Origin of the sequence: Corynebacterium stercoris, from assembly GCF_024160105.1 — a bacterium.
GTDB lineage: Bacteria > Actinomycetota > Actinomycetes > Mycobacteriales > Mycobacteriaceae > Corynebacterium > Corynebacterium stercoris.
Genome location: NZ_JAMFTQ010000002.1, coordinates 186040 through 211736, shown reverse-complemented (window position 1 = coordinate 211736; position 25697 = coordinate 186040). Strand labels below are relative to the sequence as shown.

General features: G+C 66.2%; 22 protein-coding genes. 17 read left to right on the top strand and 5 right to left on the bottom strand.

The window, feature by feature from the left end; genetic code table 11:
- Nucleotides 1–19 precede the first annotated feature (19 nt).
- The 12 genes from M5J20_RS03140 to M5J20_RS11465 all read left to right on the top strand — a co-directional run bounded on the left by M5J20_RS03140 (nucleotide 20) and on the right by M5J20_RS11465 (nucleotide 14473).
- Nucleotides 20–880: an acyl-CoA thioesterase gene (locus tag M5J20_RS03140; RefSeq protein ID WP_253576233.1), complete on the top strand. Its 861-nt coding sequence runs from the start codon at nucleotides 20–22 to the stop codon at nucleotides 878–880.
- 113 nt (nucleotides 881–993) lie between these two features.
- Nucleotides 994–1746: a YebC/PmpR family DNA-binding transcriptional regulator gene (locus M5J20_RS03135; protein WP_253576232.1), complete on the top strand. Its 753-nt coding sequence runs from the start codon at nucleotides 994–996 to the stop codon at nucleotides 1744–1746.
- A 10-nt stretch (nucleotides 1747–1756) separates the two neighbouring features.
- The gene (gene ruvC / locus M5J20_RS03130; RefSeq protein WP_253576231.1) at nucleotides 1757–2290 is read left to right on the top strand and encodes a crossover junction endodeoxyribonuclease RuvC; all 534 of its coding nucleotides are present in this window, start codon (nucleotides 1757–1759) and stop codon (nucleotides 2288–2290) included.
- Between the two features lie 30 nt (nucleotides 2291–2320).
- Nucleotides 2321–2932 carry a Holliday junction branch migration protein RuvA gene (ruvA, locus tag M5J20_RS03125; protein ID WP_253576230.1) on the top strand — a complete coding sequence of 204 codons (612 nt, stop codon included), beginning with the start codon at nucleotides 2321–2323 and terminating at the stop codon, nucleotides 2930–2932.
- A 10-nt stretch (nucleotides 2933–2942) separates the two neighbouring features.
- Complete coding sequence (gene ruvB, locus M5J20_RS03120) at nucleotides 2943–4019, top strand: Holliday junction branch migration DNA helicase RuvB (RefSeq protein WP_253576228.1); 1077 nt, start codon at nucleotides 2943–2945, stop codon at nucleotides 4017–4019.
- Nucleotides 4020–4057: 38 nt separating this feature from the next.
- Nucleotides 4058–4348, top strand: coding sequence for a preprotein translocase subunit YajC (gene yajC, locus M5J20_RS03115; protein ID WP_253576226.1), 291 nt, complete (start codon nucleotides 4058–4060; stop codon nucleotides 4346–4348).
- 174 nt (nucleotides 4349–4522) lie between these two features.
- Nucleotides 4523–6334, top strand: a complete 1812-nt coding sequence (gene secD, locus M5J20_RS03110; protein ID WP_253576224.1) for a protein translocase subunit SecD — start codon at nucleotides 4523–4525, stop codon at nucleotides 6332–6334.
- A gap of 2 nt (nucleotides 6335–6336) precedes the next feature.
- The gene (gene secF, locus M5J20_RS03105; protein ID WP_253576223.1) at nucleotides 6337–7512 is read left to right on the top strand and encodes a protein translocase subunit SecF; all 1176 of its coding nucleotides are present in this window, start codon (nucleotides 6337–6339) and stop codon (nucleotides 7510–7512) included.
- A 44-nt stretch (nucleotides 7513–7556) separates the two neighbouring features.
- Entirely contained in the window at nucleotides 7557–9170 is a 1614-nt protein-coding gene (locus tag M5J20_RS03100; RefSeq protein ID WP_253576220.1) for an ABC transporter substrate-binding protein, read from the top strand.
- A gap of 37 nt (nucleotides 9171–9207) precedes the next feature.
- The gene (locus M5J20_RS03095; RefSeq protein WP_253576218.1) at nucleotides 9208–9750 is read left to right on the top strand and encodes an adenine phosphoribosyltransferase; all 543 of its coding nucleotides are present in this window, start codon (nucleotides 9208–9210) and stop codon (nucleotides 9748–9750) included.
- 77 nt (nucleotides 9751–9827) lie between these two features.
- Entirely contained in the window at nucleotides 9828–12107 is a 2280-nt protein-coding gene (locus M5J20_RS03090; RefSeq protein ID WP_253576216.1) for a RelA/SpoT family protein, read from the top strand.
- Nucleotides 12108–12283: 176 nt separating this feature from the next.
- Nucleotides 12284–14473: a bifunctional metallophosphatase/5'-nucleotidase gene (locus tag M5J20_RS11465; protein WP_253576215.1), complete on the top strand. Its 2190-nt coding sequence runs from the start codon at nucleotides 12284–12286 to the stop codon at nucleotides 14471–14473.
- A 173-nt stretch (nucleotides 14474–14646) separates the two neighbouring features.
- Here M5J20_RS11465 and M5J20_RS03080 read toward each other — a convergent pair whose 3' ends face one another.
- The gene (locus M5J20_RS03080) at nucleotides 14647–14904 is read right to left on the bottom strand and encodes a hypothetical protein (protein WP_253576213.1); all 258 of its coding nucleotides are present in this window, start codon (nucleotides 14902–14904) and stop codon (nucleotides 14647–14649) included.
- A gap of 124 nt (nucleotides 14905–15028) precedes the next feature.
- Nucleotides 15029–15979 carry a peptidylprolyl isomerase gene (locus M5J20_RS03075; RefSeq protein WP_253576354.1) on the bottom strand — a complete coding sequence of 317 codons (951 nt, stop codon included), beginning with the start codon at nucleotides 15977–15979 and terminating at the stop codon, nucleotides 15029–15031.
- An 89-nt stretch (nucleotides 15980–16068) separates the two neighbouring features.
- Between M5J20_RS03075 and M5J20_RS03070 the strand changes: the two genes are divergently transcribed.
- Nucleotides 16069–16707: an MBL fold metallo-hydrolase gene (locus M5J20_RS03070; protein WP_253576211.1), complete on the top strand. Its 639-nt coding sequence runs from the start codon at nucleotides 16069–16071 to the stop codon at nucleotides 16705–16707.
- 22 nt (nucleotides 16708–16729) lie between these two features.
- Nucleotides 16730–18037, top strand: coding sequence for a histidine--tRNA ligase (gene hisS / locus M5J20_RS03065; RefSeq protein ID WP_253576209.1), 1308 nt, complete (start codon nucleotides 16730–16732; stop codon nucleotides 18035–18037).
- On the opposite strand, the gene M5J20_RS03060 is transcribed toward hisS, so the two are convergent.
- The 3 genes from M5J20_RS03060 to ypfJ are packed head-to-tail and all read right to left on the bottom strand — an operon-like array spanning nucleotide 18034 to nucleotide 21131.
- Nucleotides 18034–19428: an L-serine ammonia-lyase gene (locus M5J20_RS03060; RefSeq protein WP_253576207.1), complete on the bottom strand. Its 1395-nt coding sequence runs from the start codon at nucleotides 19426–19428 to the stop codon at nucleotides 18034–18036. The genes hisS and M5J20_RS03060 overlap by 4 nt on opposite strands.
- A gap of 36 nt (nucleotides 19429–19464) precedes the next feature.
- Nucleotides 19465–20202, bottom strand: a complete 738-nt coding sequence (locus M5J20_RS03055) for a CBS domain-containing protein (protein WP_253576205.1) — start codon at nucleotides 20200–20202, stop codon at nucleotides 19465–19467.
- Nucleotides 20203–20207: 5 nt separating this feature from the next.
- Complete coding sequence (gene ypfJ / locus M5J20_RS03050; protein ID WP_253576203.1) at nucleotides 20208–21131, bottom strand: KPN_02809 family neutral zinc metallopeptidase; 924 nt, start codon at nucleotides 21129–21131, stop codon at nucleotides 20208–20210.
- A 100-nt stretch (nucleotides 21132–21231) separates the two neighbouring features.
- Between ypfJ and aspS the strand changes: the two genes are divergently transcribed.
- From aspS to M5J20_RS03035, 3 genes are read left to right on the top strand one after another with little or no spacing between them, the layout of a single operon-like run.
- On the top strand, nucleotides 21232–23040 hold the full coding sequence (aspS, locus tag M5J20_RS03045) for an aspartate--tRNA ligase (RefSeq protein ID WP_253576201.1): 1809 nt from the start codon (nucleotides 21232–21234) through the stop codon (nucleotides 23038–23040).
- Between the two features lie 6 nt (nucleotides 23041–23046).
- Nucleotides 23047–24282: a protein kinase family protein gene (locus M5J20_RS03040; RefSeq protein ID WP_253576199.1), complete on the top strand. Its 1236-nt coding sequence runs from the start codon at nucleotides 23047–23049 to the stop codon at nucleotides 24280–24282.
- Entirely contained in the window at nucleotides 24279–25658 is a 1380-nt protein-coding gene (locus M5J20_RS03035) for a replication-associated recombination protein A (RefSeq protein WP_437177612.1), read from the top strand. The genes M5J20_RS03040 and M5J20_RS03035 overlap by 4 nt, the downstream gene beginning before the upstream one ends.
- The last annotated feature ends 39 nt before the right edge of the window (nucleotides 25659–25697 follow it).

Genomic DNA, 25697 nt, shown 5'->3' with positions numbered 1-25697 from the left:
GCTGCTAGGGTGCCCTGATATGCAGTACACCTCCGAGCTCGCGCGCGTGTTGCGCATCGAGCAGCTTTCCGACGATCGGTTCCGGGGCCCGTCCATGAACACCGACGTGTTCAACCGGACCTTCGGCGGGCACTTGGTCGGCCAGGCCGTGGCCGCGGCGACGAGAACGGTGGGCGAGGACAAGCTGGTGCACTCCCTGCACAGCTACTTCCTCGCGCCGGCGGACGCGGACAAGGATACGGAGTACGTGGTCAAGCGCCTGCGCGACGGCCGCAGCTTCGCCTCGCGGACCGTGGAGGCGTACCAGGACGGCGAGTGCTGCTTCATGATGACGGCGAGCTTCCACCACGATCTGGACAACGGGCCCGAGCACGCGGAGCCGATGCCGGAGGTGCCTGCGCCGGAGGATGTGCCGGTGCCGGAGGACATCCCCTCCGGCGTGCCGGGGGCGAAGAAGGATTTCCGCGAGTGGGACATCCGCACCATCGACCCGAACGTCGCGGTGCCGGACCTGACGACCGTGTCCGGGCGCTCCATCTGGTTCCGTTTCAAGGGCGAGCTGCCGGACAATAACGCGGTGCACGCCTGCGCGCTGTCGTACATGTCCGACATGACCATCCTGTTTTCGGCTCTCCAGGCGCACCCGGGGTACAAGGTGCAGCTCGCGTCGCTGGACCACGCTATCTGGTTCTTCCGGCCGGTGCGCGTCACCGACTGGCTGCTCTACCGGCAGGCCTCGCCGTCGGCGGCGTCGGGGCGCGCGCTGGCGCAGGGGCGCATTTTCAACCGCGGAGGGGAGCTTGTCGCACTTGTGGCGCAGGAGGGGCTGGCCCGCGATCTGCGGGCGGGCGCGACCCAGGTGCCGGTGCGCGGCAATTAGGCCAGGAACGAGGGCGGCCGAACGCGGATGCCGGGTCTGTAGGGCGCCCCGCGTATACTGGGCAGCCGTTATTCGAGTTTGCGTTATTCATTCCGAGCGAAAAGGGGTGCGAGATGGCTGGCCACTCTAAATGGGCGACTACCAAGCACAAGAAGGCGGCGAACGACGCGAAGCGTTCGAAGCTGTGGGCGAAGCTGATCAAGGATATCGAGGTTGCTGCGCGTACCGGCGGCGGCGACCCGGCTGGCAACCCCACCCTCGACGACATGATTAAGAAGGCCAAGAAGGCCTCCGTGCCGGGCGACAACATTGAGCGCGCCCGCAAGCGCGGCTCCGGCGAGATCGCCGGCGGCTCCAACTGGGAAACCGTGATGTACGAGGGCTACGGTACCAACGGCGTCGCCGTGCTCATCGAGTGTTTGACGGACAACCGCAACCGCGCCGCAACCGAGGTGCGCACCGCGATGACTAAGAACGGCGGCAACCTGGGCGAGTCCGGTTCCGTGGGCTACATGTTCGAGCGCACTGGTGTCGTGACCATCGCCAAGGGCGAGCTCACCGAGGACGATGTGCTCATGGCTGTGCTCGACGCCGGTGCCGAGGAGGTCAACGACCTAGGCGAGGAGTTCGAGATCATCTGTAAGCCGACAGACCTTACCGCCGTGAAGGACGCGCTGACCGCCGAGGGCATCGAGGTGGAGGACTCCAGCCAGGAGTTCCGCGCCGACGTGCAGGTGGACCTGGACGCTGACGGGGCGAAGAAGATGCTGCGCCTCATCGACGCGCTCGAGGACTCGGACGACGTCCAGAACGTCTACACCAACATGACGATCTCCGACGAGGTCGCCGCCCAGCTCGAGGACTAGAGAAACCGGCATGAGCCTCGAAGGCCTGCGCGTTATGGGGATCGACCCGGGGCTTACCCGGTGCGGTTTGTCCATGGTGCAGGCCGGCCGCGGCCGCCAGATCATCCCCGTTGCGGTGGGTGTGGTCCGCACCCCGTCTTCTGCCGAACTCGCTGAGCGCCTCCTGCGAATTTCGAATGCGGTGGGGGACTGGATGGACGAGTACAAACCGGACGTGGTGGCCATGGAGCGCATCTTCGAGCGCGGCAACGTCTCCACCGTCATGCACACCGCCCACGCGGTCGGCGTGATGGTGCTCGCCGCCGCCGAACGGGGCATCCCGGTGCACGAGTACACGCCTTCCGAGGTCAAGAAGGCTATCTCCGGCAACGGACGCGCCGACAAGAAGCAGATGACCAACATGATCACCCGCATCCTGGGTCTCGGCGAACCGCCGAAGCCCGCCGATGCGGCCGACGCGCTCGCGATCGCGGTGTGCCACTGCTGGCGCGCCCCACTCATCGCCCGCGCCGAGGCCAGCGCCCGCTTGGGGGCCTGGGGCTAGCCCGCTTTACGACGAAAGGATCCTCCCCGCATGATTGATTCCCTCAACGGTGAAGTGATCGCCATCGGGCTGGATCACGCCGTGATCGAGTGCGGCGGTGTCGGCTACCGTTTCCTGGCCACACCGCCCACGCTCGGGAGGCTGACCCGCGGCGAAACCCGCCGGGTGCTCACATCCATGGTGGTCAAGGACGACGGCATCACCCTCTACGGCTTCAGCGACGCGGACGGGCGCACGATGTTCCACAAGCTGCAGACCGTGACCGGCCTCGGCCCCAAGCTGGCGCTGGCCGCGCTCGCCGTATTCGAGCCGGGCGATCTTGCCTCCCGCATCGCCGCCGGCGACGCAAAGGCGGTGCAGACCATCCCGGGCGTGGGCAAGAAGATGGCGGAGCGCATCGTCCTGGAGCTCAAGGACAAGATGGAGGGCCTCGCAGCGGTACCTGCCGACGGCGCAGCTGCGGTCGCCGCCGCACCCGCCGACAGCTCCTATGCGTCCGAGCAGGTGGTCGAGGCACTTATCGGCCTCGGTTTTACCGAGAAGGCGGCTCGTCCTGTCGTCGATACGCTCAGTGCCGAAACCCCCGACGCGCCGACCTCCGCCCTGCTGCGAGCGGCGCTGACCCAGCTGGGCAAGCAGTAGGAGGCGCGCCGTGTCCGACCTGGAAAAGACCGAGTTCGCGCTGCCGGAGGGCTTCGGCCGCCCCGACGATTCCCCGGTGGGGCTGACCGTGCTGCCGGAAGAGCGCGACGTTGAGAAGTCGCTGCGCCCGAAATCGATCAACGAGTTCATCGGCCAGCCGAAAGTGCGAGAGCAGCTAAACCTCGTGCTTGCAGGTGCGCGCCGCCGCGGCGTCACCCCGGACCACATTCTGCTCTCCGGGCCGCCGGGCCTGGGCAAGACGACGATGGCGATGATCATCGCGCAGGAACTTGGCACGTCGCTGCGGATGACGTCCGGCCCGGCCCTGGAACGCGCCGGCGACCTCGCCGCCATGCTGTCGAACCTGATGGAGGGCGACGTGCTCTTCATCGACGAGATCCACCGCATCGCCCGCCCGGCCGAGGAAATGCTCTACATGGCGATGGAGGATTTCCGCATCGACGTCATCGTGGGCAAGGGCCCGGGCGCAACGTCGATTCCGCTGGAGATCCCTCCGTTCACGCTGGTCGGCGCTACGACGCGAGCCGGCATGCTCACCGGCCCGCTGCGGGATCGCTTCGGCTTCACCGCGCAGATGGAGTTCTACAGCGTCGAGGACCTGACGAAGGTGGTGACCCGCGCCGCGAGCATTCTCGGGGTGTCGATCGAGCCCGATGCCGCCGTCGAGATCGCGTCGCGCTCGCGCGGCACACCGCGCATCGCCAACCGCCTGCTGCGCCGCGTGCGCGACTGGGCGGACGTGAACGGTAACGGGCACGTGGACCTGGCGGCCGCGCGCTCCGCCCTGGCCGTGTTTGATGTGGACGAGTTGGGTTTGGATCGCCTCGACCGCGCGGTGCTCGACTCGCTGATCCGCGGCCACGGCGGCGGCCCCGTCGGCGTGAATACGCTGGCTATCGCTGTCGGCGAGGAACCCGGCACTGTCGAGGAGGTCTGCGAGCCCTACCTCGTGCGCGCCGGTCTCATGGCCCGTACCGGACGCGGTCGCGTCGCAACCGCGTCCGCGTGGCACCACCTCGGGATGACCCCGCCGCCGGACGCGCCCGGGCAGCTGGACCTGTTCTAGCCGCGGGATCATTCCTCCTGTATGGAACAATGCGGGCCATGGAATTTTTGCCGCTGCTCCTCATCCTGATCCTGTTCGTGGTCCCGCCGATGCTTTTGATGCGCTCCCAGCGCAAGCGCCAGGCTGAGATTGAGGCGATGCGCGCCTCGATCGTGCCGGGGGACCGCATTATCAACGTCGCCGGCTTCCACGGCACCGTCGTGGCCAACCGCGGCGAGGTCATCGATCTGGAAATCGCCCCGGGCACCGTGGTGCAGATGGAATCCGCCGGCATCATGCGCAAGGTGGAGCCCACGCTTGCCGACGAAAGCGAAACGCCGACCCTGTAGCGCACCGGGAATCAAGGTTTCAGGCCCCATGCCGTAGCATGTTCCGATGTGCACGCCCCGAAGCTGCCATTTTGGGGCGCTTCAAAGCCTAAGCAATATAGAGGAGCAAGCTCAGTGTCGTCTTCACACACTCGGCGATCCGGCGGGGCATCGCGCCAGTGGCCGCTGCGGGCCATGGCGTTGTTCGCGCTCATTGTCATCGGGGTCTACTCGCTGGTGTTCTTCACCGGCGACAAGGCCGCATCGCCCAAGCTGGGCATCGACCTCCAAGGCGGCACCCGCGTCACCCTCGTGCCGCAGGGTGCTGAACCGACGCGCGAGCAGCTCGAAGATGCGCGCAACATCCTCGAGCAGCGCGTGAACGGCATGGGCGTCTCGGGCGCCTCCGTTGTAGTGGACGGCAACACCCTTGTGATTACCGCCGCCGGCGACGACACGTCCGAGGTCCGCAACATCGGCCAGACCTCGCAGCTGCTGTTCCGCCCGGTGCTGCAGACCCCGATGCCGGATCCGGAGGCGCTCGAAGACGTGCTGATGGATACCGCCGTGAAGTGGGTGCAGTACGGCGTGATCTCCCAGGAAGGTGCGCAAAGTGCCGTCGACTTGGTGCTCGCGCCTGAGGAGGAGACCCCCGCCGAAGGCGAGGAGGCTGCTGCCGATGAGGCGGCCGCCGAAGAAGCCGTCATCAAGCAGGAAGCCCCGAAGGTTCAGGCGGAGGAGCTGCCGGAGCCGAACGGCCCGGTGGAGGTGTCCGACCGCCGCAAGGAGACCGCGGACATGCTGCGCGAGACGCGCCAGTCCGAGGATCCGACGCAGCAGTTCGCCGCGCTGGTCCTCATGTCCAGCCGCTGCATGGGGCAGGAGACCGACCCGCTGGCGGGCACCGATGACGAGTCGCGGCCGCTGATCGCCTGCGACCCCTCCTCGGGCCAGGCCCTGCTGCTCGACGAGGTGCCGCTCTTGACCGGTGTCACCGAGGAGGACGGCCCGCGTCTGACGGGTGAGCAGATCGACACCAACCGGGCGATCACCGGCGGCCCGAACGTGCAGACCGGCCAGATGGAGATCAGCTTCGCGTTTTCCCAGGATGGCCAGTACAACGGCTCCCAGACCTGGGCGCAGCTGACCAGCGCGCTGATCGGCCAGCAGATCGCCATCACCCTGGACTCCCAGATCATCTCCGCCCCGGTCATCCAGGGCGCCACCCCGGTCGGTTCCGCGACCTCGATCACTGGCCAGTTCACGCAGGAAGAAGCCGAGGCGCTGGCGAACAACTTGCGCTACGGCGCGCTGCCGCTGTCGTTCGCCGGCGAGAACGGCGAGCCGGGTGGCACGGCAATGACGGTGCCGCCGTCACTGGGCCTCGCCTCGCTGCAGGCTGGCATTTACGCGGGCCTCGTCGGCCTGCTACTCGTGGCCATCTTCGTGTTCGCGTACTACCGCCTCTTCGGTCTCATCTCCCTGTTCACCCTCTTCGCCGCTGGCCTTCTGGTCTACGGCTCGCTGGTGCTGCTCGGCCGCTGGATCGGCTACTCGCTCGACCTCTCCGGCATCGCGGGCCTGGTTATCGGTATCGGTACCACCGCGGACTCCTTCGTGGTCATCTACGAGCGCATCAAGGATGAGGTGCGCAAGGGCAAGACGTTCCGCTCGGCCACGGCATCCGGCTGGGAGCGTGCGAAGGACACGATCATCACCGGCAACATGGTGACCCTGATCGGCGCGGTGATCATCTACTTCCTCGCCATCGGCGACGTGAAGGGCTTCGCCTTCACCATGGGCTTGACCACCGTGTTCGACCTTGTGGTCACCTTCCTGATCACGGCACCGCTGCTCATCCTCGCCTCGCGCAGCCAGTTCTGGTCCAAGCCGGCCGTCAACGGTATGACGAAGGCGTTTGAGGTGGGGCGCAGGAATCGAGCGTCGGCAAGCGTGAAGCCCGCAACCGAACCCGTCCCGGCCGCCGCAACCACGGAGGAGAAGTAACCATGACTACCGCAGTTGACACCACCGTGGACACGGGCCGCTGGGAGCGGATCTACACGCGCGAGGGCGCGATCGACTTCATGTCGCGCCGCAAGACCTGGTACGGCATCACGCTGGCGTTCCTCGCGGTCGCGATCGCGGCCATGCTGCTGCGCGGATTCAACCTCGGCATCGACTTCGAGGGCGGCACCAAGATGTCCATGCCCGCGGGCGATCTCGTCGCGGAGCAGGTGGAGGAGACCTTCATCGAGGCCACCGGCGTCACCCCGGAGCTGACACAGATCGTCGGCGCCGGCGATGCACGCACCCTGGAGATCAACTCCCAGCACCTCACGCAGGAGCAGATCGACATGGCGCGCCAGGCGATCTTCGACGAGTACCAGCCGAAGGACGCGGAGGGCAACGCCACCGCGGATGCCATCGGTGACTCGACGGTGTCCGAGTCCTGGGGCGACACCATCACCAAACGCATGCTGCTTGCAATGGGCGTCTTCCTCATCGCCGCGGCCGTTTACGTGGCACTGCGCCTGCAGCGCGAAATGGCGCTCGCCGCCATGCTCGCGCTGCTTGTCGACGGTGTTGTCATCATGGGCATCTACGCCTTGCTCGGCCTGGAAGTCACCCCGGCAATGATCATCGGTCTGCTCACCGTGCTGACCTTCTCCATATACGACACCGTCATCGTCTTCGACAAGGTGAAGGAGAACACCTCCGGCGTGCTGGATTCGCGCCGCTCTACCTACGCGGAGGAAGCGAACCTGGCTCTGAACCAGACCGTGATGCGCTCCATCTCCACCTCCGTGATCTCGGCGCTGCCGATCATCGCGCTCATGGTGGTTGCCGTGTGGATGCTCGGCGTGGGCACCCTGAAGGACCTCGCTCTGATCCAGCTCATCGGCGTGATCGAGGGCATCTTCTCCTCGCTCTTCCTGGCAACCCCCCTGCTGGTCTCCCTCGTCGAGCGCCAGGGCAAGTACAAGCGCCACAACGAGGAGGTCGCCGCCTACCGAGCCGAGCGTGCGGCCGCGGGCACCGAGCTTGACGACGATCGCGAGCCCGCCACCCCGAAGCGCACCGTCACCGCCCCGGTCACCCACAGCGCTCCGGCGCGCGCCGCGCACACCGGCCAGTTCGAGTCCCGCGGCGGCACGACCACGTGGAGGCCGAACGCGCGCTAGCCGCGCCGAAGCCAAGCCAAGCCAAGCAAGAAAGGACGGCACACGTGCACACTTTCAAGCGCGTCGCAGGTGCGCTCGCAGCGCTGAGCCTCGCGGCGGGATCCGCCGCGTGCAGCCCGCGCGAGGGCAGAGAGCCGGAGAGCGAGCCAATCGCCGGCTACCAGGTTGCCGGCGAGTTGCGCACCACCAACGCCGGTTCCCTTGAAGGCGCGTCCCTGCAGGCGCAAAAGCTTGCGGGCCGCCTCTACCCGGGCGTGTACGTTCCGGGGCCTGAAGGCCAGCGGATTCCGAACACGGACCTGGTGAGCACGCAGGCGCTGCCTGGCACGGAAAGCCGGGTCATTTACACCCTCTCCGAGGATGCGGTATTTTCCGACGGCACTCCCGTTACCTGCGCTGATTACCTGCTGGCGTTCACGGCGGGCACCAACCCGGAGTTGTTTGGCTCCCACATGCCACTTTTCGACGACACTGCGGACCTGCAATGCACCCCGGGCAGCAAGGAGTTCACCCTGGTGTTCGAGGAGGGCCGTGGCGCGCGCTGGCGCGGCCTCTTCGAGGGTGGCACGGTGCTCCCCGCCCACGCCGTGGCCGCCAAACTCGGGATGACGGTCGAGGACCTCGTGGCGGCGCTGCAGTCCGAGGAGCTCGCGCAGTTGCGCCCGATCGCCGAGGTGTGGCGCACCGGCTTCGATCTAGACCAGTTCGACCCCGAGCTGCAGGTGTCCTTCGGCCCCTACGTCATCGACAGCGTCGGCGAGCACGGCGAAGTGACGCTGAAGGCCAACGAGTTTTACTACGGCGACGCGCCGGTTGAGCGGGAGCTGGTGGTGTGGCCAGGCTCCGTCGATACGCACACGCTCGCCGAAGAGGGTGTGCTGATGGTTGGCGACCTGCGGGATGCGTCGCAGCCCTGGTACGACCCGAACGCGGAGGGCAACCGCCTCGATGTGGACACGTCTGTGGGTGTGCTCACGGAGGTGCTCACCTTCCCCGAGGTGGGCACGTGGTCCTACCAGGCCAACCGCAAGGCGCTGTCGCGCTGCGTGGACCCGAGAGCTGTAGCTGCCGCGTCCTCCAATGCCGCCGGCATCGAGGTGCCGGCGGCTCCCTACCACGTGATCCGCCACGATGACCCGCTGGCCAAGCGGGTCAGCGAGGCGGCGGAAGCGAACATGGACGTGGACACCGCCGCAGCCAGCGCACTCGCCGGTATGGAAGTGCGCGTCGGCTACCCGTATCCGGATGCGCGCTACGCCGCTATGGTCGAGTCGATGCGGGCGAGCTGCGAGCCGGCCGGTGTCACCATCGTCGACGTGGCCGGTGAGGGCAAGACGCTCGCTGACCTGCCGCGCACGGAGATCGGGGAGTGGGGCGAGGAAGTCGTAACCGAGGGCACAGCTGACGCGATTCTGCGGCCGATCGACCCGATGGTTGAATACCCGGCGGCAAACAACCGCCCCCAGGACCTGGATATCATTCGCTCGCAGGAACACTTCTTGTGGAACGTCCTGCCGTCCATTCCGCTCACGGCACAACCCGTGACGTTCGCAATTGCCCGCAACGTGAGTAACGTTGTGCCGTATACGGGACTTACCGGCATCGGTTGGAATATGAACCGGTGGCAGTTTAATACTGACGTCGTCAATGCCCGGTAGCCCGCCAAGCCCCCGACACCTTCCGAGGAAGCTCACCATGCCTGAGACCACCCCGTACGCATCCGCCAAGGAAGCCCTCGACGCGAAGATCCGCCGCGTGCCCGATTTCCCGGAGGAGGGTGTGCTTTTCGAGGACCTCACGCCTGTGCTCGCCGACGGTCCCGCCCTGCACACCGTCATCGAGGAGATGGCCCGCGCCTGCGAGGAGCTGGGTGCCGACCTCATCGGCGGCCTCGACGCACGCGGCTTCCTCCTCGGCTCCGCGGTCGCGTACGACATGGGCCTGGGCATCCTGGCGATCCGCAAGAAGGGCAAGCTCCCGCCGCCGGTGATTACCCAGGAATACACCACCGAGTACAGCACCGCCGCGCTCGAGATCCCGGCGAACGGCGTGGACATCCGCGGCAAGAAAATTGTGCTCGTTGACGACGTGCTGGCCACCGGCGGCACCCTCGTCGCCGCCACCGACCTCATCGAGCAGGCCGGCGGCACCGTCGCCGGCTACGTCGTGGTCCTCGAGGTCCAGGGCCTCGGCGGGCGCGAGAAGCTCGGCGACGTTCCCTTGGTGGTCCTCGGCTAAACCTCGGAGAGCGGCGCAGTACACTTGAGCTTTCAGCTTTTCGACGCTCGATTCCTACCCGTGAACGGAGGCCCGCGGTGACGCACGACAAACCAGTGAAGCGCTCAGGGCCCAGCGTGCGGAGTGTTTCCGCGCGCCTCGCGCGCTCACTGACCGGCGGCGGCCGTCCCCGCACCAACCCCGTGCTGGACCCGCTGCTGTCGATCCACCGCAAGTACCACCCCAAAGCAGATGTTGAGCTGCTGAACCGGGCGTACGAGACCGCGGAGCGGCTCCACGAGGGCGTGTACCGCAAATCCGGCGACCCCTACATCACCCACCCGCTGTCCGTCGCGACAATTTGCGGCGAGCTGGGCATGGACACGACCACGCTGGTAGCGGCGCTGCTCCACGACACGGTGGAGGACACCGACTACAGCCTGGAACAGCTCACCGAGGAATTCGGTCCCGAGGTGGCCCGCCTCGTCAACGGCGTGACCAAGCTGGACAAGGTGGCGCTCGGCGCGGCGGCCGAGGCGGAGACCATCCGCAAGATGATCGTGGCCATGGCCGAAGATCCCCGCGTGCTGGTGATCAAGGTGGCCGACCGTCTGCACAACATGCGCACGATGCGCTTTCTGCCGCCGGAGAAGCAGGCGAAGAAGGCGCGCGAAACCCTCGACGTGATCGCTCCGCTCGCGCACCGCCTGGGCATGGCGAGCGTGAAGTGGGAGCTCGAAGACCTCGCCTTCGCCATCCTGTACCCGAAGAAGTACGAGGAGATTGTCCGGCTGGTGGCTGACCGGGCCCCGTCCCGCGACCGCGCGCTGCACGAGATCACCACCCACCTCCAGGCCGAGCTGCGCGCCAACGGCATCGAGGCCGAAGTGATGGGCCGCCCGAAGCACTACTGGTCCATTTACCAAAAGATGGTGGTTCGCGGCCACGACTTCAACGAGATCTTCGACTTGGTGGGTATCCGCGTCCTCGTGGACACGGTGCACGACTGCTACGCGGCCATCGGCGTTGTCCACGCGCTGTACTCGCCGATGCCGGGCCGTTTCAAGGATTACGTGTCCAACCCGCGCTTCGGTGTCTACCAATCGCTGCACACCACGGTGATGACGGATACGGGCCGCCCCCTCGAGGTGCAGGTGCGCACGCACGAGATGCACTACAACGCAGAGTTCGGCGTGGCCGCGCACTGGCGCTACAAAGAGACGAAGGGTTCCCACAAGGGCGACCAGGCCGAGGTGGACCAGATGGCGTGGATGCGCCAACTGCTCGACTGGCAGAAGGAAGCCGCCGATCCGAACGAGTTCCTCGACTCTCTGCGCTACGACCTGACCAGCCAGCAGATTTTCGTCTTCACCCCGAAGGGCGACGTGGTGAACTTGCCCGCTGGGTCGACCCCGGTCGACTTCGCGTACGCAGTTCACACCGAGGTGGGCCACCGCTGCATCGGCGCCAAGGTGAACGGCAAGCTGGTCGCGCTCGAATCCGAGCTGAAGTCCGGCGACCGCGTCGAGATCTTCACCTCCAAGGACCAGAACGCCGGCCCGTCGCGGGATTGGCAGGACTTCATCGTCTCGCCGCGTGCGAAGGCGAAAATCCGCCAGTGGTTTGCCAAGGAGCGCCGCGAGGAGCACCTGGAGGCGGGCCGCGATGCTCTCGCTGCAGAGGTCCAGCGCGGCGGCCTGCCGATGCACCGGCTGTTCACCGCAGAAAGCATGCGTCGGGTAGCGACGCAGCTGCACTACCCGGACGTTGATGCGCTCTACACCGCCATCGGCGCGGGCAACGTCTCCGCGCAGCACGTGGGCAAACTGCTGGTCGACATGTTCGGCAACGAGGACGACGCCGTCGATGCCCTCGCGGCACGCGCCCCGATCTCCGAGATTATCCAGCGCGCTTCGCGCCACGACGGCCCCGGCGTGCTCGTGCAGGGCAGCCCCGACGTGATGGCCAAGCTGGCGAAGTGCTGCCAGCCGGTGCCGGGTGACGAGATCTTCGGCTTTGTCACCCGCGGCGGGGGAGTGTCCGTCCACCGCGCGGATTGCACCAACGCGGCGAAGCTCCGCGATGAGCCGGAGCGGCTGATCGATGTCGCATGGGCCAACGCCAGCGGTTCCGGCAGCGCCTCGCGCGCGACCCTGCAGGTTGAGGCACTGGACCGCAACGGCCTGCTGGCGGAACTCACCGGGGCGCTTTCCGAGCAGAAGCTGCCGATCCTGGCGCTGTCTTCCCAGGCGGGCGACGACCGCGTGGCCACGGTGCGCCTGACCATCGAGGTGTCCGACATCAAGCAGTTGGGGCAGATCATGAACCAGCTGCGCAACGTTGAGGGTGTCTTCGACATCTACCGAGTTACTGCGTAGCGCGACAGTGGACGCTTGCTTGAAGACGAATACTTAGTAACCATAAAGTGAATTCTTTTCGACCTGCAGGTTAGCGACCCAGCTCAATCTGGTATCTCCTTAGCAAGGGTCTGCATGTGGCTGGGAACACGGTTACAAAGTTGGGTGAACCTGTTTGTCACCCCAAGGAGTTTTCCGTGTTCAATCTCCGTCGCGTAGGCAGCCTCGTCGCCGCCACCACCACCACTACCGCACTCATCCTCTCCGGCACCACCGTTGCGTTCGCCGACGAGAAGGACATCGTCGACATTAAGGTCGCGAACTTCACCGACTTCCACGGCCGCCTCGAATACAAGCCGTCTAAGACGACCAAGAAGGACGCTGCGGGCAACGCGGTGAAGGACGATAAGGGCAAGGACGTAAAGGTCGAAACCCCGAAGAAGGGGGACGAGATGGGTGCGGCACGTGTGGCTGGCATCATCGACTACCTGCGTGCACAGAACGAGAACCTCATTGTTACCAACTCCGGTGACAACCAGGGTGGCTCCGGCTTCGTATCCTTGATTAACAAGAATGATCAGCCAACGATGGACTTCCTGCAGGCCATCGGCACCCACGGCAGCGCAGTGGGCAACCACGAGTTCGATCAGGGCTACTCCGATATCACCGGCCGCATCATGCGCGAGACGGCCGTTGAACACAACAACGTCACATCCGCCGATGACACCAAGTGGAAGAACCAGACCCAGCTCGGCGCTAACATCTTCTTGAAGGGCACCGACACCCGCGAGGTCAACCCTTACAACATTGTCGATGTTGATGGTGTCAAGGTTGCACTGATCGGCACCACCTCGAACCTCACCGTCACGAAGTCCGCGCCGTCCAACGTCGCCGAGGTGGACATCAAGGATTCTGCTGAGTGGGTGAACAAGGAAGCTAAGGCGCTCAAGGACGCAGGCAAGGCAGACGTTGTCATCGCGCTTATCCACGATGACGCGAAGGAGCGAGCGAACAAGCTCGACTCCGACTACGTCGACTTCCTTTTCGGTGGTGACTCTCACGTGGTGTACGAGAACGCGGATGCCCCGGTTCCTTACGCGCAGGCTTGGGAGTACGGCAAGACCGTCATTGACATGGACTTCCAGTACGACAAGAAGGCAAAGAAGGTTGTTGGCAAGCCGACCTACAACTTCATCGACGCTTCTCAGCTGGCCGATCTCAAGATCACCCCGAATGTAAATGTTGAGAAGATCGTCACCGAAGCGAAGAAGAATGCTGACGAGCTGGGCGAGCAGGTTGTCGCGACCATCAAGTCCGACTTCAAACGCGGCTCCAACCCGGGCGCGTCCGCCGGCTCTAACCGCGGCACCGAGTCCACCGCGAACAACATGCTCGCGCAGTCCGCAGTGCAGTCCCTGTCCAAGTACATGGGCCGCGAGATCGACTTCGGCATCATGAACGCAGGCGGCGTGCGCGATGACCTGCCGAAGGGCGAGATCACCTACAAGGACGCCGTTACTGTGCAGCCGTTCGGCAACGACATCTCCTTCGCGAAGATCAAGGGTTCCACCCTCAAGGAGATGCTGGAGAACCAGTGGCAGACTGAGGAGAAGACTGCCTCCTCCGGCCGTCCTCGCCTGGACATGGGCCTCTCCGACAACGTGGCCTACACCTACAACCCAGAGGCAGCTCGCGGCCAGCGCATCCAGAACATCACCATCAACGGTGCAAACCTGGATCCAAATAAGGAGTACACTTTCGCAGCTTCCACCTTCCTGCTGGACGGTGGCGATGACTTCCTTGATCCCTCCAAGATCATCGAGCGTCTGGACATTGGTTACAACGACACCCAGGCGTTGATCGACCACCTTAACGCTGACAACATCGAGGTCCGCGAGGGCCAGAAGGACGTCGGCGTGGTGCTGCCGGCGGGCGGCCTGAAGGCTGGCAAGAACGAGATCAAGCTGTCCTCCCTGTCCTACTCCTCCGAGGGCGAGCCGCAGGCGAAGACCGTCACCGTGAAGGTCGGCGACGCCACCGCCACCGCTGATGTCGACAACACCGTCACCGATGCCGACAAGGGCTACGGCGAGCAGGGTCGCGCAACCGTCACCCTGGACATCCCGGCTGGCGTGAAGGGCGCACAGACCCTCGAGATCACCACCGACGCCGGCACCAAGGTCACCATGCCGGTCACCGTCGGCAAGGGCAAGGGCGGCTCCGTCGTTGTTCCGGGTGGCGAGGCAACCGGTTCCTCCACCAACGAAGTGATCGCCGGCACCATCATCGGTACCGCGATTGCGCTGCTGATCGCTGTCGGCCTCGGCGGCTTCCTGGTCACCGCAGGCGGCTTCCCGATTGCTTCCCTGATCATGGCGCAGTGGTAATCACGTAGCCAAACCAAATAGTTCAAGCGCCGCCTCACCCCGCATCGCCGGGGAGGGGCGGCGCTTGTGCTTCAGCGAGCCAAGGCCTGCCAACGAGAAAACCGCCCGCGCCTCGTGAGAGGCAGGGGCGGTCGACGTTCCTCAGGTTCGAGCCGCACTCCGGCTCAAACGTGCTACGGCTTCAGGTACTTGGATGCGAAGGAAGCGAGGGTGCCCAGCAGGCCGACGAGCGCGGTAGCCACGGCGATCCACTCCTGGATCTCCTTGGCGGTCATCTTCTTGCCGTCGTTGGAAGAGGAAGAGGACTTGTTGTCCTGGGTGGCGACGGTCTTGGCGTCAGTGTTAACAGTCTGAGCGCCAGCGACGGTCACGCCGGAGGTGAGCACTGCGGCAGCGGTGGCGGTAGCCACGAGGCCCTTGCGGATCTGCATGAGGAAATCCAATCTTTCGAGGACGTCTGGATGACGCTGGTGATCTTAACGGCCGCGCACAGGGAGTGCAATAGCGCAACTTCTGTCACACGTGCTAAACGGCGAACGCCGGTAAGCGCGAGCTCTAACGCACCGTTGCTGAGTTGATCCGGACTTCCTTGGCCGGGGTGCCGTCGGAAGCGCCACCCTCGACACCCTCCGCCGCGATGGCGTCGAGGGTGGCCAGGCCGGTGTCGTCGATCATGCCGAAGTAGGTGTACAGCGGCGGCAGGATGGACGGGCCGTAGTTGAGGAAGAACTGGGAGCCGTTGGTGCCCACGCCGGCGTTAGCCATGGCGATCGTGCCGCGCTCGTAACGCTTCGGCTCGCCCTGGAGCATCATTGCGCGGTACTGGTCCTTCTCCTCCTCGGAGATGCCCTCCGGCAGCTGCATGCCGGCGTCGTCGACATTCTTGAGCGCCTCGTCGGTGGGGTACTCGTTGGCGAACTGGAAGCCCGGGCCGCCCGCGCCGGTGCCGGACGGGTCGCCGCACTGCAGCACCTTAAGCCCGTCGCCGGTCGTCAGGCGGTGGCACACCGTGTCGTTGAAGTAGCCGTCGGCAGCCAGGTACTCGATGGCGTTGACGGTGCACGGCGCCACGGAGCGGTCCAGTTCCATACCGATCGGGCCAGCGGAGGTGTCCAGCTCCACGGTGACGGTGCCCTCGGTGGAGACATCCTCCGTCTGCGGCAGGCCCACGAAGTGCTCGTCGCGGCCGTCCTCGTTGTAGGCGCAGGAGACGGTCGGCGGCAGCGCCTCGGTGCGCTGGGTTGCGAGGGCCTCGTACTCGTTCGGGTCGAACTCGCTCTCCTCCGGCGCAGTGGTTTCAGCGGTGGTGGTTTCCTCAGAGGCGGTGACGTTCTCGTCCGAACCCTGGTTGGCCAGGAAGTAGATGCCGCCGCCGAGCGCGCCGATCACGGCCAGCGAGGCCGCCGCCGCCACCCACGGGCTGGACTTCCGCTTGCGGTCGCGCGCGGCGAGCTCCTTCTCCAGGTTCGCCAGCGCTTCTTTGCCTCGCTGCTCGTTGCTAGTCACCGTGACCTCTTTCCTCGGGGAGTGCATTGTGAACGGTGAAAGCCTAGCAGCGCCCGCTCCGCATCACCGCCAGCCCTAGGATGAGTGGCATGCAGATCGCAGGTTTCGCAGCCGGGCCCTACCAGACCAATTGCTACGTCGTGCTCAACGAGGGCACCGGCGAAGCCTTCGTCGTCGACCCTGGCCTCGGCGCCGCGGCGCAGGTGCGGGAGATCCTCGGCGCACAGGGCGCACGGCTCACTGCGGTAGTACTCACCCACGGCCACATCGATCACGTGCGCGACGCCGCGGAGCTGGGTGTGCCCGTCTACATCCACGAGGCTGACGAATTCATGCTGGACGGGGGAGTGCCGCAGGCGTCGGGCCCGCTTTTCAACGCCGCTTCCATGGCTACCCCGGCTGAAATCCACCACTTAGACGACGGGATCGCGGTTGCATTCGCCGGGATGGAGCTCCAGGTGCGCCACGCACCCGGGCACTCGCCGGGCAGCGTGCTGCTCATCGGCGAGGAACTCGTGTTCAGCGGCGATGTGCTGTTCCGTGGCTCCATCGGCCGCACCGACCTGCCGTACGCAGATCCGGCCGAAATGCACGAGACGCTGCGCGGGCCCGTGTGGGAGCTCGACGATGCGCTGGCGGTGCTGCCGGGGCACGGTTCTACGAGCGTCGTCAAGCATGAGCGAGCGACGAACCCGTTCCTGCGGGAAGCGAACGTGGACCGACTGTAGCCGCGCACTAGACTTAAGGCCCGTGAGTGAGCAGAACACTTTCCAGGCCTTGAGCGCCCCGAAGGGCGTGCCCGACTACGTGCCGCCGGCATCGGCGACCTTTATTAATGTGCGCGATGAGTTTGCGCGTCAGGCGCGCCTCGCCGGCTACCAGCACATCGAGCTGCCGGTCTTCGAGGACACGGCCCTGTTCGCGCGCGGTGTGGGCGAATCCACCGACGTGGTGAGCAAGGAAATGTACACCTTCGCGGACCGCGGCGACCGCTCCGTGACGCTGCGCCCGGAGGGCACCGCCGGTGTCATGCGCGCGGTGATCGAGCACAACCTCGACCGCGGTTACCTGCCAGTAAAGCTGAACTATTACGGCCCGTTCTTCCGCTACGAGCGCCCGCAGGCCGGCCGCTACCGCCAGCTTCAGCAGGTGGGTGTGGAGGCGATCGGCGTGGATGACCCGCTGCTCGATGCCGAGGTCATCGCACTCGCGGACCGCTGCTACCGCGCAGTCGGCCTGACCGGGTTCCGCCTCGAGTTGACGTCGCTCGGCTGCCGCGAGTGCCGCCCCGGCTACCGCGAGAAGCTGCAGGCCTTCCTCTTCGACCTCCCGCTGGATGAGGACACCCGCCACCGCGCCGAGATCAATCCGCTTCGCGTGCTGGACGACAAGCGCGAAGACGTGCGCGCCATGACCGAGGACGCGCCGCTCATGCTCGACCACCTCTGCGACGGCTGCCGCGCCCACTTCGAAACCGTGACCGGGACCCTCGACGCGATGGGTGTGGCCTACGTGATCAACAAGCGCATGGTGCGCGGCCTGGATTACTACACCAAGACCACCTTCGAGTTCGTGCACGACGGCCTCGGCGCGCAGTCCGGCATCGGCGGCGGCGGGCGTTACGACGGTCTGATGGCGCAGATCGGCGGGCAGGACCTCTCCGGCATCGGCTTCGGCCTCGGCGTAGACCGCACCGTACTGGCGCTCGAAGCCGAGGGTGTAACCCTCGACGGCGTTCTCTCCCGCGTTGACGTGTTCGGTGTCGCCATCGGCGAGGCGGCGCAGGGGCGCATGGCATTGCTTATCGACGAGCTTCGGGCAAACGGCATCTCCGCCGATATGGCCTACGGCGGCCGCGGCCTGAAGGGTGCGATGAAGGGCGCGGACCGTTCCGGTGCCCACACCGCACTGGTCCTAGGCGAGCGCGAGTTGGAAGCCGGCGAAGTGACCGTTAAGAATCTCGCCGCACACGAGCAGCGCACGGTGCCGCTCGACATCGACGAGATTATCGACGCGATCTTCGTGCCGGCGGATCTTGAAACCAGCGACGGTCTCTAGCACTCCGTGATGTTCACGGGCAGGCCGAGCTGCACCGCGAGGCCGCCCATGGACGTCTCCTTGTACTTTGTCATCATGTCCCGGCCCGTGGAGGCCATCGTCTCCACCACGTCATCGAGGGTGACGATGTTCGTGCCGTCGCCGAGCTTGGCCAGGCGCGCCGCGTTGATCGCCTTCACGCCTCCGATGGCGTTGCGCTCGATGCACGGTACCTGCACGAGCCCGCCGACCGGATCGCAGGTCAGCCCGAGGTTGTGCTCCAGCGCGATTTCGGCGGCGTTCTCCACCTGCGCCGGGGTCCCACCGAGGATGGCGCACATGCCGGCCGCTGCCATCGAGGAGGCCGAACCGACCTCGCCCTGGCAACCGACCTCGGCGCCGGAGATCGACGCATTCGTCTTGATGATCACGCCGATCGCACCCGCGGTAAGCAGGAACTCTCGGGCCTTGTCGGTGCCAAAGTCATCCATGAAATCCCGGCAGTAGTGCATGACTGCCGGGATGATGCCCGCCGCGCCGTTAGTCGGTGCGGTGACTACCTGCCCGTGCGCGGCGTTCTCCTCGTTCACCGCCAGCGCGTACAGGTTGACCCACTCCATCGCGTCGAGTCCTCGCGCCGTCGAGGCCTGGTACTCAGCGGTGAGCAGGCGGTGGAGACGGTTCGCTCGGCGCTTCACGTTCAATCCGCCGGGCAGCGTGCCTTCGGTTTTCAGCCCGTGCGCGACGCATTCCTGCATCACGTCCCACACCGCGTCGAGGTGCGTGTTCATCACCTCCGCACCGTGGATTGCTTCCTCGTTGGCCTGCATGAGCTCCGCAATACTCAGACCGTGGCGCTCGCACTGCGCCACCAGCTGAGCCGCGGTGTCGAAGGGATAGGGCACGACCTCGGGGTGGGCGGCGGTCGCCACACCGGTCTCGTCCTCGTGCGCCGCCATGCCCGCCCGATCCAGAATGAAGCCGCCGCCGACGGAGAAATACTCCTCCTGCGCGGCGAGCTGGTTCCCCGCCGCATCCCAGGCGCTGAAAATCAGGCAGTTCGGGTGCTCCGGCACCGGTTGCGGGTCGAAGATCATCTCGTACTCGACGGAGCCCTCCGGTCCATCGATAGTTCCCACCGCCGCAATCGGGTCGCCGGGTTTCGGCGAGACATCGGCACTCGTGGTCGTGGGGGTGTAGCCGACCAGGCCGAGCAGCACCGCACGGTCCGTGCCGTGGCCGATACCCGTCGCGGCGAGGGAGCCGCGCAGCTCGACGCGCACTTTGGCCGGCAGGAAACCAAGCTTTTCGACGAAAGCCATCGCCGCCCGCATTGGCCCCACCGTGTGGGACGAAGACGGGCCGATGCCGATGCTGAAAAGATCCACGACGCTGACCGTGTTGTGAGGCATGCGCGCAGTGTACCCGCCGAAGACCGAATGGCGGGGCTAGATTTCGTCGGCAAGCGCGGGGATGTCCGTGGGTCCCACGACCGCGATCGGGCGCTGGGTGGGTTTGCCGTGCTCGGTGATGATGACCAAGCGGGGGAGCGCGCCGGAATCCAAAGGTGTGGTCAGCGCGTCGATCGCCATCGCGGCCGTTGCCGTACGCGGCAGAAAGACAGGATGGTCGTGCTGGCCCGAGAGCTTCAGCGCTTCGCCGACTGTGGTGCCCTCGCCGTCGGGATCGATCAGGTTGCCCCGCTCCAACTCTGCGGACACCCAGCGTGCGATGGCGTTGGTGGTCAGCAGGCCGATGCACGTGCCGTCGTCGTAAATCGGGAACTGAGTGTGGCCGGTTTCGCGGATGGCGTGGAGCGGCTCGAGGATGTCGTCGTCCGGCGCGAAGGTGACTACGCGTTGCTCCTGGCCGACCACCTGCACTGCGAGGGTGGGCTCGAGCAGCGCATTGCGGATCCGCTGAATTTCCTCGACGGTTTCCTGTAGCGGCTCCGCGATGGGGCGGAAATCGCGGTACTCGCCGTGGCTGATCGCGTTGCGTAGCTCGGCGAATTCCTTGAGATCATCCGCCTGGTCGCGTGTGAGCACCCCGCGCTTCGCGCCCTGGGTACACATCCACTTGAACGAGTCGCTCTTCTTCGCGCTCAGCTCCTCGCGCAGAAACGCCTCGATCTCGTTGAACGCGGCCAGAAACGCGACGGCGCGGCTCGGTGCTTGCTCAGCCACGTCGCCTACTGCTGGTACACGCCGCGGTTCAGCGTGTCGCAGGCAGCCATTCTGCCGGTGGTGTAGCCGGCCATGAACGCCTTGCCGCGCTGCTCAGAAGAGCCGTGTGTCCACGCATCCGGGTCGACCTGGCCGCCGGAGCGGCGCTGAATGTTGTCGTCGCCAATCGCCTGCGCGGTCTGGATCGCCTCCTTGAGCTGCTCCTCAGAGATCGGCTCCAGGATCTGCTGCTGCTCCGCGTAGTGCGCCCACAGGCCCGCGTAGCAGTCCGCCTGCAGCTCAATCGCCACAGCCGCGGAGTCTTCGCCCGGGTTCTTGTAGTCGCTCAGGCCCAGGGTGCCTTCGATGTGCTGGATGTGGTGGCCCATCTCGTGCGCCGTGGCGTACTCCTGCGCCAGCGGGCCGGCGCTGCCGCCGAGGGAGCGCAGCTGGTTGAAGAAGGAGACGTCAAGGTACGCCGTCTCATCGCGCGGGCAGTAGAAGGGGCCGGTGTCCGAGGTGGCGAAGCCGCAGCCCGTGTTCACGTCGCCCTTGAAGATGTGGATGCCCGCCTGGCGGTACTCCAGACCAGCCTGGTCCGGCAGGAGGTGGGACCAGACGTCGTCGACGGAACGCGCGGTGGCCTCGGCGCGGCAATCGTCGTACTCGTTGGCCGCGTTCGGGGCATCGCAGTGCTCGAGGTTGTAGCCGCCCTGCGACTGGTACTGGCCCTGGCCCTGGCCGGCCTGCTGCCCGCCGCCGCCCCCGAAGCCGCCGAAGAGGAACAGCAGGAGGAGGACCAGAAGGACGGAACCGATGCCGCCGCCGCCCAGCATCATCGGCAGTGCGAGAGCGCCCGGGCCCATGGACCGGCCGGGTGCCCGACCCGACCCTCCGCTACTTTGCGCGCGTCGGCCTGCGCCCTGCCCGTAATTACCCTTGAACGTCATGTCACGCATTGTGCCAAACAACCGGTGCGTGTGTCCGGAACTGGGGCGCGGTAGACTCTTTCGCGTTACTTAGCCCTGAAGTGGAAGGACGAGGAAGACAGTGCTGCGCACTCACCTTGCGGGGAACCTGAACAAAGAACTTGACGGACAAACTGTCACCCTGACCGGCTGGGTGGCGCGCCGGCGCGACCACGGCGGCGTGATCTTCATCGACCTGCGCGACCGCAGCGGCCTGGCCCAGGTCGTGTTCCGCGAGTCCGAGGTGGCCGAAGCTGCGCACGACCTGCGCAGCGAGTTCGTTGTCCAGGTCACCGGCGTTGTGGAGCCGCGCCCGGAGGGTTCCGCGAACCCGAACCTCGCTTCCGGCGAGATCGAGGTCAACGCCACCGAGCTGACGGTGCTGAACAAGGCCGCCGCCCTGCCGTTCCAGATCGAGGACGCTTCCTCCAACGAGGTCGGCGAGGAAACCCGCCTGAAGTACCGCTACCTGGACCTGCGCCGCGACCGCCAGGCCGACGCGCTGCGTCTGCGCTCCGCCGCGAACCGCGCTGCCCGCCGCGTGCTGGACAACCACGACTTCGTGGAGATCGAGACCCCGACCCTGACCCGCTCCACCCCTGAGGGCGCACGTGACTTCCTGGTGCCGGCCCGCCTGAAGCCGGGCTCCTGGTACGCGCTGCCGCAGTCCCCGCAGCTGTTCAAGCAGCTGCTCATGGTCGCCGGCATGGAGCGCTACTACCAGATCGCCCGCTGCTACCGCGACGAGGATTTCCGCGCTGACCGTCAGCCGGAGTTCACCCAGCTCGATGTCGAGGCGTCCTTCGTGGACCAGGACGATGTCATCGCACTTGCAGAAGAGATCCTGGTGGAGCTGTGGAAGCTCATCGGCTACGAGATCCAGACCCCGATCCCGCGCATGACCTACAAGGAGGCGATGGAGAAGTACGGTTCCGACAAACCGGACCTGCGCTTCGACATCCCGCTGGTGGAGTGCACCGAGTTCTTCAAGGACACCCCGTTCCGCGTCTTCCAGGCGGAGTACGTCGGTGCTGTGGTCATGGCGGGCGGCGCTTCCCAGCCGCGCCGCCAGCTCGATGCATGGCAGGAGTGGGCGAAGCAGCGCGGCGCCAAGGGCCTCGCGTACATCCTCGTGCAGGAGGACGGCGAGCTGACCGGCCCGGTGGCCAAGAACATCACCGACGAGGAGAAGGCGGGCATCGTCGACCACGTCGGCGCGAAGCCGGGCGACGCGATCTTCTTCGCCGCCGGCGACACCAAGGCATCCCGCGCACTGCTGGGTGCGGCTCGCGGCGAGATTGCACGCAAGCTGGACCTTATCGACGAAGGGGACTGGGCCTTCACCTGGGTCGTCGACGCCCCGCTGTTCGAGCCGGCCGCGGATGCGACCGCGTCCGGCGACGTGGCTCTCGGCCACTCCAAGTGGACCGCTGTGCACCACGCGTTCACCTCTCCGAAGCCGGAATACATGGACACCTTCGACACGGAGCCGGGCGAGGCGCTCGCCTACGCCTACGACATCGTGTGCAACGGCAACGAGATCGGCGGCGGTTCCATCCGTATCCACCAGCGCGATGTACAGCAGCGCGTGTTCGAGGTCATGGGCATCACCGAGGAAGAGGCGAAGGAGAAGTTCGGCTTCCTGCTCGACGCGTTCGCGTTCGGTGCCCCGCCGCACGGCGGCATCGCCTTCGGCTGGGACCGCATCGTGTCCCTGCTCGGCGGTTTCGACTCGATCCGCGACGTGATTGCCTTCCCGAAGTCCGGCGGCGGCGTCGATCCGCTCACCGACGCGCCGGCACCGATTCCGGCCGCGCAGCGCGCCGAGACCGGTGTGGATTTCAAGCCGAAGAAGCAGAACGAGGACACAGACGCCGACGCAGGTAAGTAGGTCTTCATGGAGCAGGATGCCGTTATCGCAGTAGCCGAGGACATCCTCACCCGGCGTTACGGGGGAGTGCAGCGCTTGAGCGATGTCACCCGCTTGAGCGGCACCGGCAACGCGGGTGTGTTCCGCGCGCGCGTTGCCCACAACCCGTTTCTGCAGCACCGCTCCGTGGTGATCAAGCACGCCCCGGAGACGGGGTACGCGCTGGATGACGCCGCATTCCTGCGCGAGGTAGTGGCCTACCAGTTCACGACGTCGCTCAGCAGCGACGTGCGTCCGGGCCCTGTCTTGCTGGGCTACGACACTGCGCAGCGGATGCTCATCATCTCCGATTCCGGCGACGGCGACACCCTCGCCGCGATGCTGGAGGTCGCTGACCAGGCGCAGCTGGTGCAGATTTTCCGCAACCTCGGCACGGCGCTCGGCCGGATGCATGCCGGCACTGCCGGCCGCGAGGAACAGTTCAACGTCCTGTTCAAGCGCATGACTCGCTCTCGTACGGGCGCGGAGCGGATCCAGCAGCTGCGTGACCGCCTGCTGGCCCACCGCATCCGGCTTGGCCTCGCGATGGTGGAGCAGGCCGGCATCGACATACCGAACGAGGTTGCGCTCACCGCCGCCAACATCCAGTCGCGGCTGCTGCGCGGCGGCGTGCGCGCGTTCACGCCGTTCGACCTCTCCCCGGACAACGTGCTCTACACCGCCAGCGGCACCCAGTTCCTGGACTACGAGTGGGCTGGCTTCCGCGACGCCACCTTCGACGTGGCCTTTGTGCTCGCCGGTTTCCCGCTCTATATCTCTCCGCAGCACTACAACGAAGAAGCGTCGATGGCGTTCATCGACGCATGGCTCAAAGAGGTCGCTGACACGTGGCCCCTGCTCAAGCACGAGGACACCCTGCAAGCCCGCATCACCGGCGCGCTCATCGGCTGGGCACTGTCGAGCCTGTCGGTGCTCAACCCCGTGGCGTTGGTTGAGGTTGTCGCCGGCGACGACGAACTCGCGGCTGAGTTCGAGAGCGCGGGCATCACGGTCGACGACGACGTGGAGGAGTTCGATGTGGATGGTGCACGTGATGTGCTGCGCCCCTCCACCCAAGGCCCGTTCACCGCTGCTGAGCTGATGGTCCGGGAAGATCTCTACGAAGCATTCGAGGCGCTGGCCAGCTACGCGGGCACCGGCCGCGACACGGCATACCTGGTCATCTCGGATTTCGCGCACCGCGTGGCCAGCAGGTTGCGATGACGCAGGCCGGCCTCTTCGGGGGCGAGTTCGACGGGGACGAGGCGGGGAAGCGGGCGTCGGCAAGCGTGATGCCCGGCGCACGCGGTGCGAGCTTTTTCGAGGCGGGGAGCGGTGCCCCGCTCGCGGCTCGGATGCGTCCGCGCAGCCTGGAGGAAATCGCGGGCCAGCGCCACTTGCTCTCAGGTGGCAAGCCGCTGCGGAGGCTCGTCGAGGGTTCCGGCGCGGCGTCGGTGATCCTGTACGGCCCGCCGGGCACCGGCAAAACGACGATTGCGTCGCTCATCGCGCAGACGATGGGACAGAACTTCGTGGGCCTTTCCGCGCTGACCTCGGGGGTGAAGGAGGTCCGCCAGGTCATCGACGCGGCGCGCCGCGACCTTATCCGCGACGAGAAGACGGTGCTCTTCATCGACGAGGTGCACCGCTTCTCCAAGACGCAGCAGGACGCGCTGCTGGCGGCGGTGGAAAACCGCACCGTGCTGCTCGTCGCCGCGACGACGGAGAACCCGAGCTTCTCGGTGGTCGCGCCGCTGTTGTCGCGCTCGTTGCTGCTCAAGCTCGAGCCGCTCAGCGACGAGGATCTCCGCGGCGTGCTCGAGCGCGCCGTGGGCGACGAGCGCGGTCTCGCAGGGAGCATTTCGCTTGCCGACGACGCACGTGACCAGCTCGTCCTTCTCGCCGGCGGGGATGCCCGTCGGGCGCTGACGTACCTGGAAGCGGCGGCGGAAGCGGTCCCGGAAGGCGGTACCGTGACGCTGGACGTGGTGCGCGACAACGTGAACCGTGCAGTGGTGCGCTACGACCGCGACGGCGACCAGCACTACGACATCACTAGTGCGTTCATCAAATCGATTCGCGGCTCCGACGTCGACGCGGCGCTGCACTACCTTGCGCGCATGATTGAGGCGGGGGAGGACCCGCGCTTCATTGCCCGCCGCCTGGTCATCCACGCCTCCGAAGACATTGGCATGGCGGACCCGACGGCGCTGCAGACTGCCACCGCCGCGGCGCAGGCGGTGCAGTTCATCGGCATGCCGGAAGGGCGCCTCGCGCTGGCCCAGGCGACGATCCACCTGGCGACGGCGCCGAAGTCGGCGGCGGTGTACCAGGCGATCGACGCTGCCCAGGCCGACGTCCGCGCCGGTAACGCCGGCCCCGTCCCACCGCACTTGCGCGACGGCCACTACGAAGGCGCGAAAGCGTTGGGCAACGCCGTGGGCTACCAGTACCCCCACGATGATCCGCGCGGCGTGGTGCAGCAGCAGTACATCCCGGAGGGGTTGGAGGACCGCGTCTACTACCAGCCCACCGAGCACGGCGCGGAGAAGCGGATTAGGGAGTACCTCGGACGGCTGCGGAAGATGGTGCGCGGGTAAAGTAGTGCGGGATTGACGCCATCACGCGTGAGCGAAAGG

What these genes read in the sequence shown, in the direction of transcription:
- M5J20_RS03140 (WP_253576233.1), top strand. Translation starts at nt 20, where the DNA reads ATGCAGTACACCTCCGAGCTCGCGCGCGTGTTGCGCATCGAGCAGCTT.
- M5J20_RS03135 (WP_253576232.1), top strand. Translation starts at nt 994, where the DNA reads ATGGCTGGCCACTCTAAATGGGCGACTACCAAGCACAAGAAGGCGGCG.
- ruvC (WP_253576231.1), top strand. Translation starts at nt 1,757, where the DNA reads ATGAGCCTCGAAGGCCTGCGCGTTATGGGGATCGACCCGGGGCTTACC.
- ruvA (WP_253576230.1), top strand. Translation starts at nt 2,321, where the DNA reads ATGATTGATTCCCTCAACGGTGAAGTGATCGCCATCGGGCTGGATCAC.
- yajC (WP_253576226.1), top strand. Translation starts at nt 4,058, where the DNA reads ATGGAATTTTTGCCGCTGCTCCTCATCCTGATCCTGTTCGTGGTCCCG.
- secD (WP_253576224.1), top strand. Translation starts at nt 4,523, where the DNA reads ATGGCGTTGTTCGCGCTCATTGTCATCGGGGTCTACTCGCTGGTGTTC.
- secF (WP_253576223.1), top strand. Translation starts at nt 6,337, where the DNA reads ATGACTACCGCAGTTGACACCACCGTGGACACGGGCCGCTGGGAGCGG.
- M5J20_RS03095 (WP_253576218.1), top strand. Translation starts at nt 9,208, where the DNA reads ATGCCTGAGACCACCCCGTACGCATCCGCCAAGGAAGCCCTCGACGCG.
- M5J20_RS03080 (WP_253576213.1), bottom strand. Translation starts at nt 14,904, where the DNA reads ATGCAGATCCGCAAGGGCCTCGTGGCTACCGCCACCGCTGCCGCAGTG.
- M5J20_RS03070 (WP_253576211.1), top strand. Translation starts at nt 16,069, where the DNA reads ATGCAGATCGCAGGTTTCGCAGCCGGGCCCTACCAGACCAATTGCTAC.
- M5J20_RS03060 (WP_253576207.1), bottom strand. Translation starts at nt 19,428, where the DNA reads ATGCCTCACAACACGGTCAGCGTCGTGGATCTTTTCAGCATCGGCATC.
- ypfJ (WP_253576203.1), bottom strand. Translation starts at nt 21,131, where the DNA reads ATGACGTTCAAGGGTAATTACGGGCAGGGCGCAGGCCGACGCGCGCAA.
- M5J20_RS03040 (WP_253576199.1), top strand. Translation starts at nt 23,047, where the DNA reads ATGGAGCAGGATGCCGTTATCGCAGTAGCCGAGGACATCCTCACCCGG.
- M5J20_RS03035 (WP_437177612.1), top strand. Translation starts at nt 24,279, where the DNA reads ATGACGCAGGCCGGCCTCTTCGGGGGCGAGTTCGACGGGGACGAGGCG.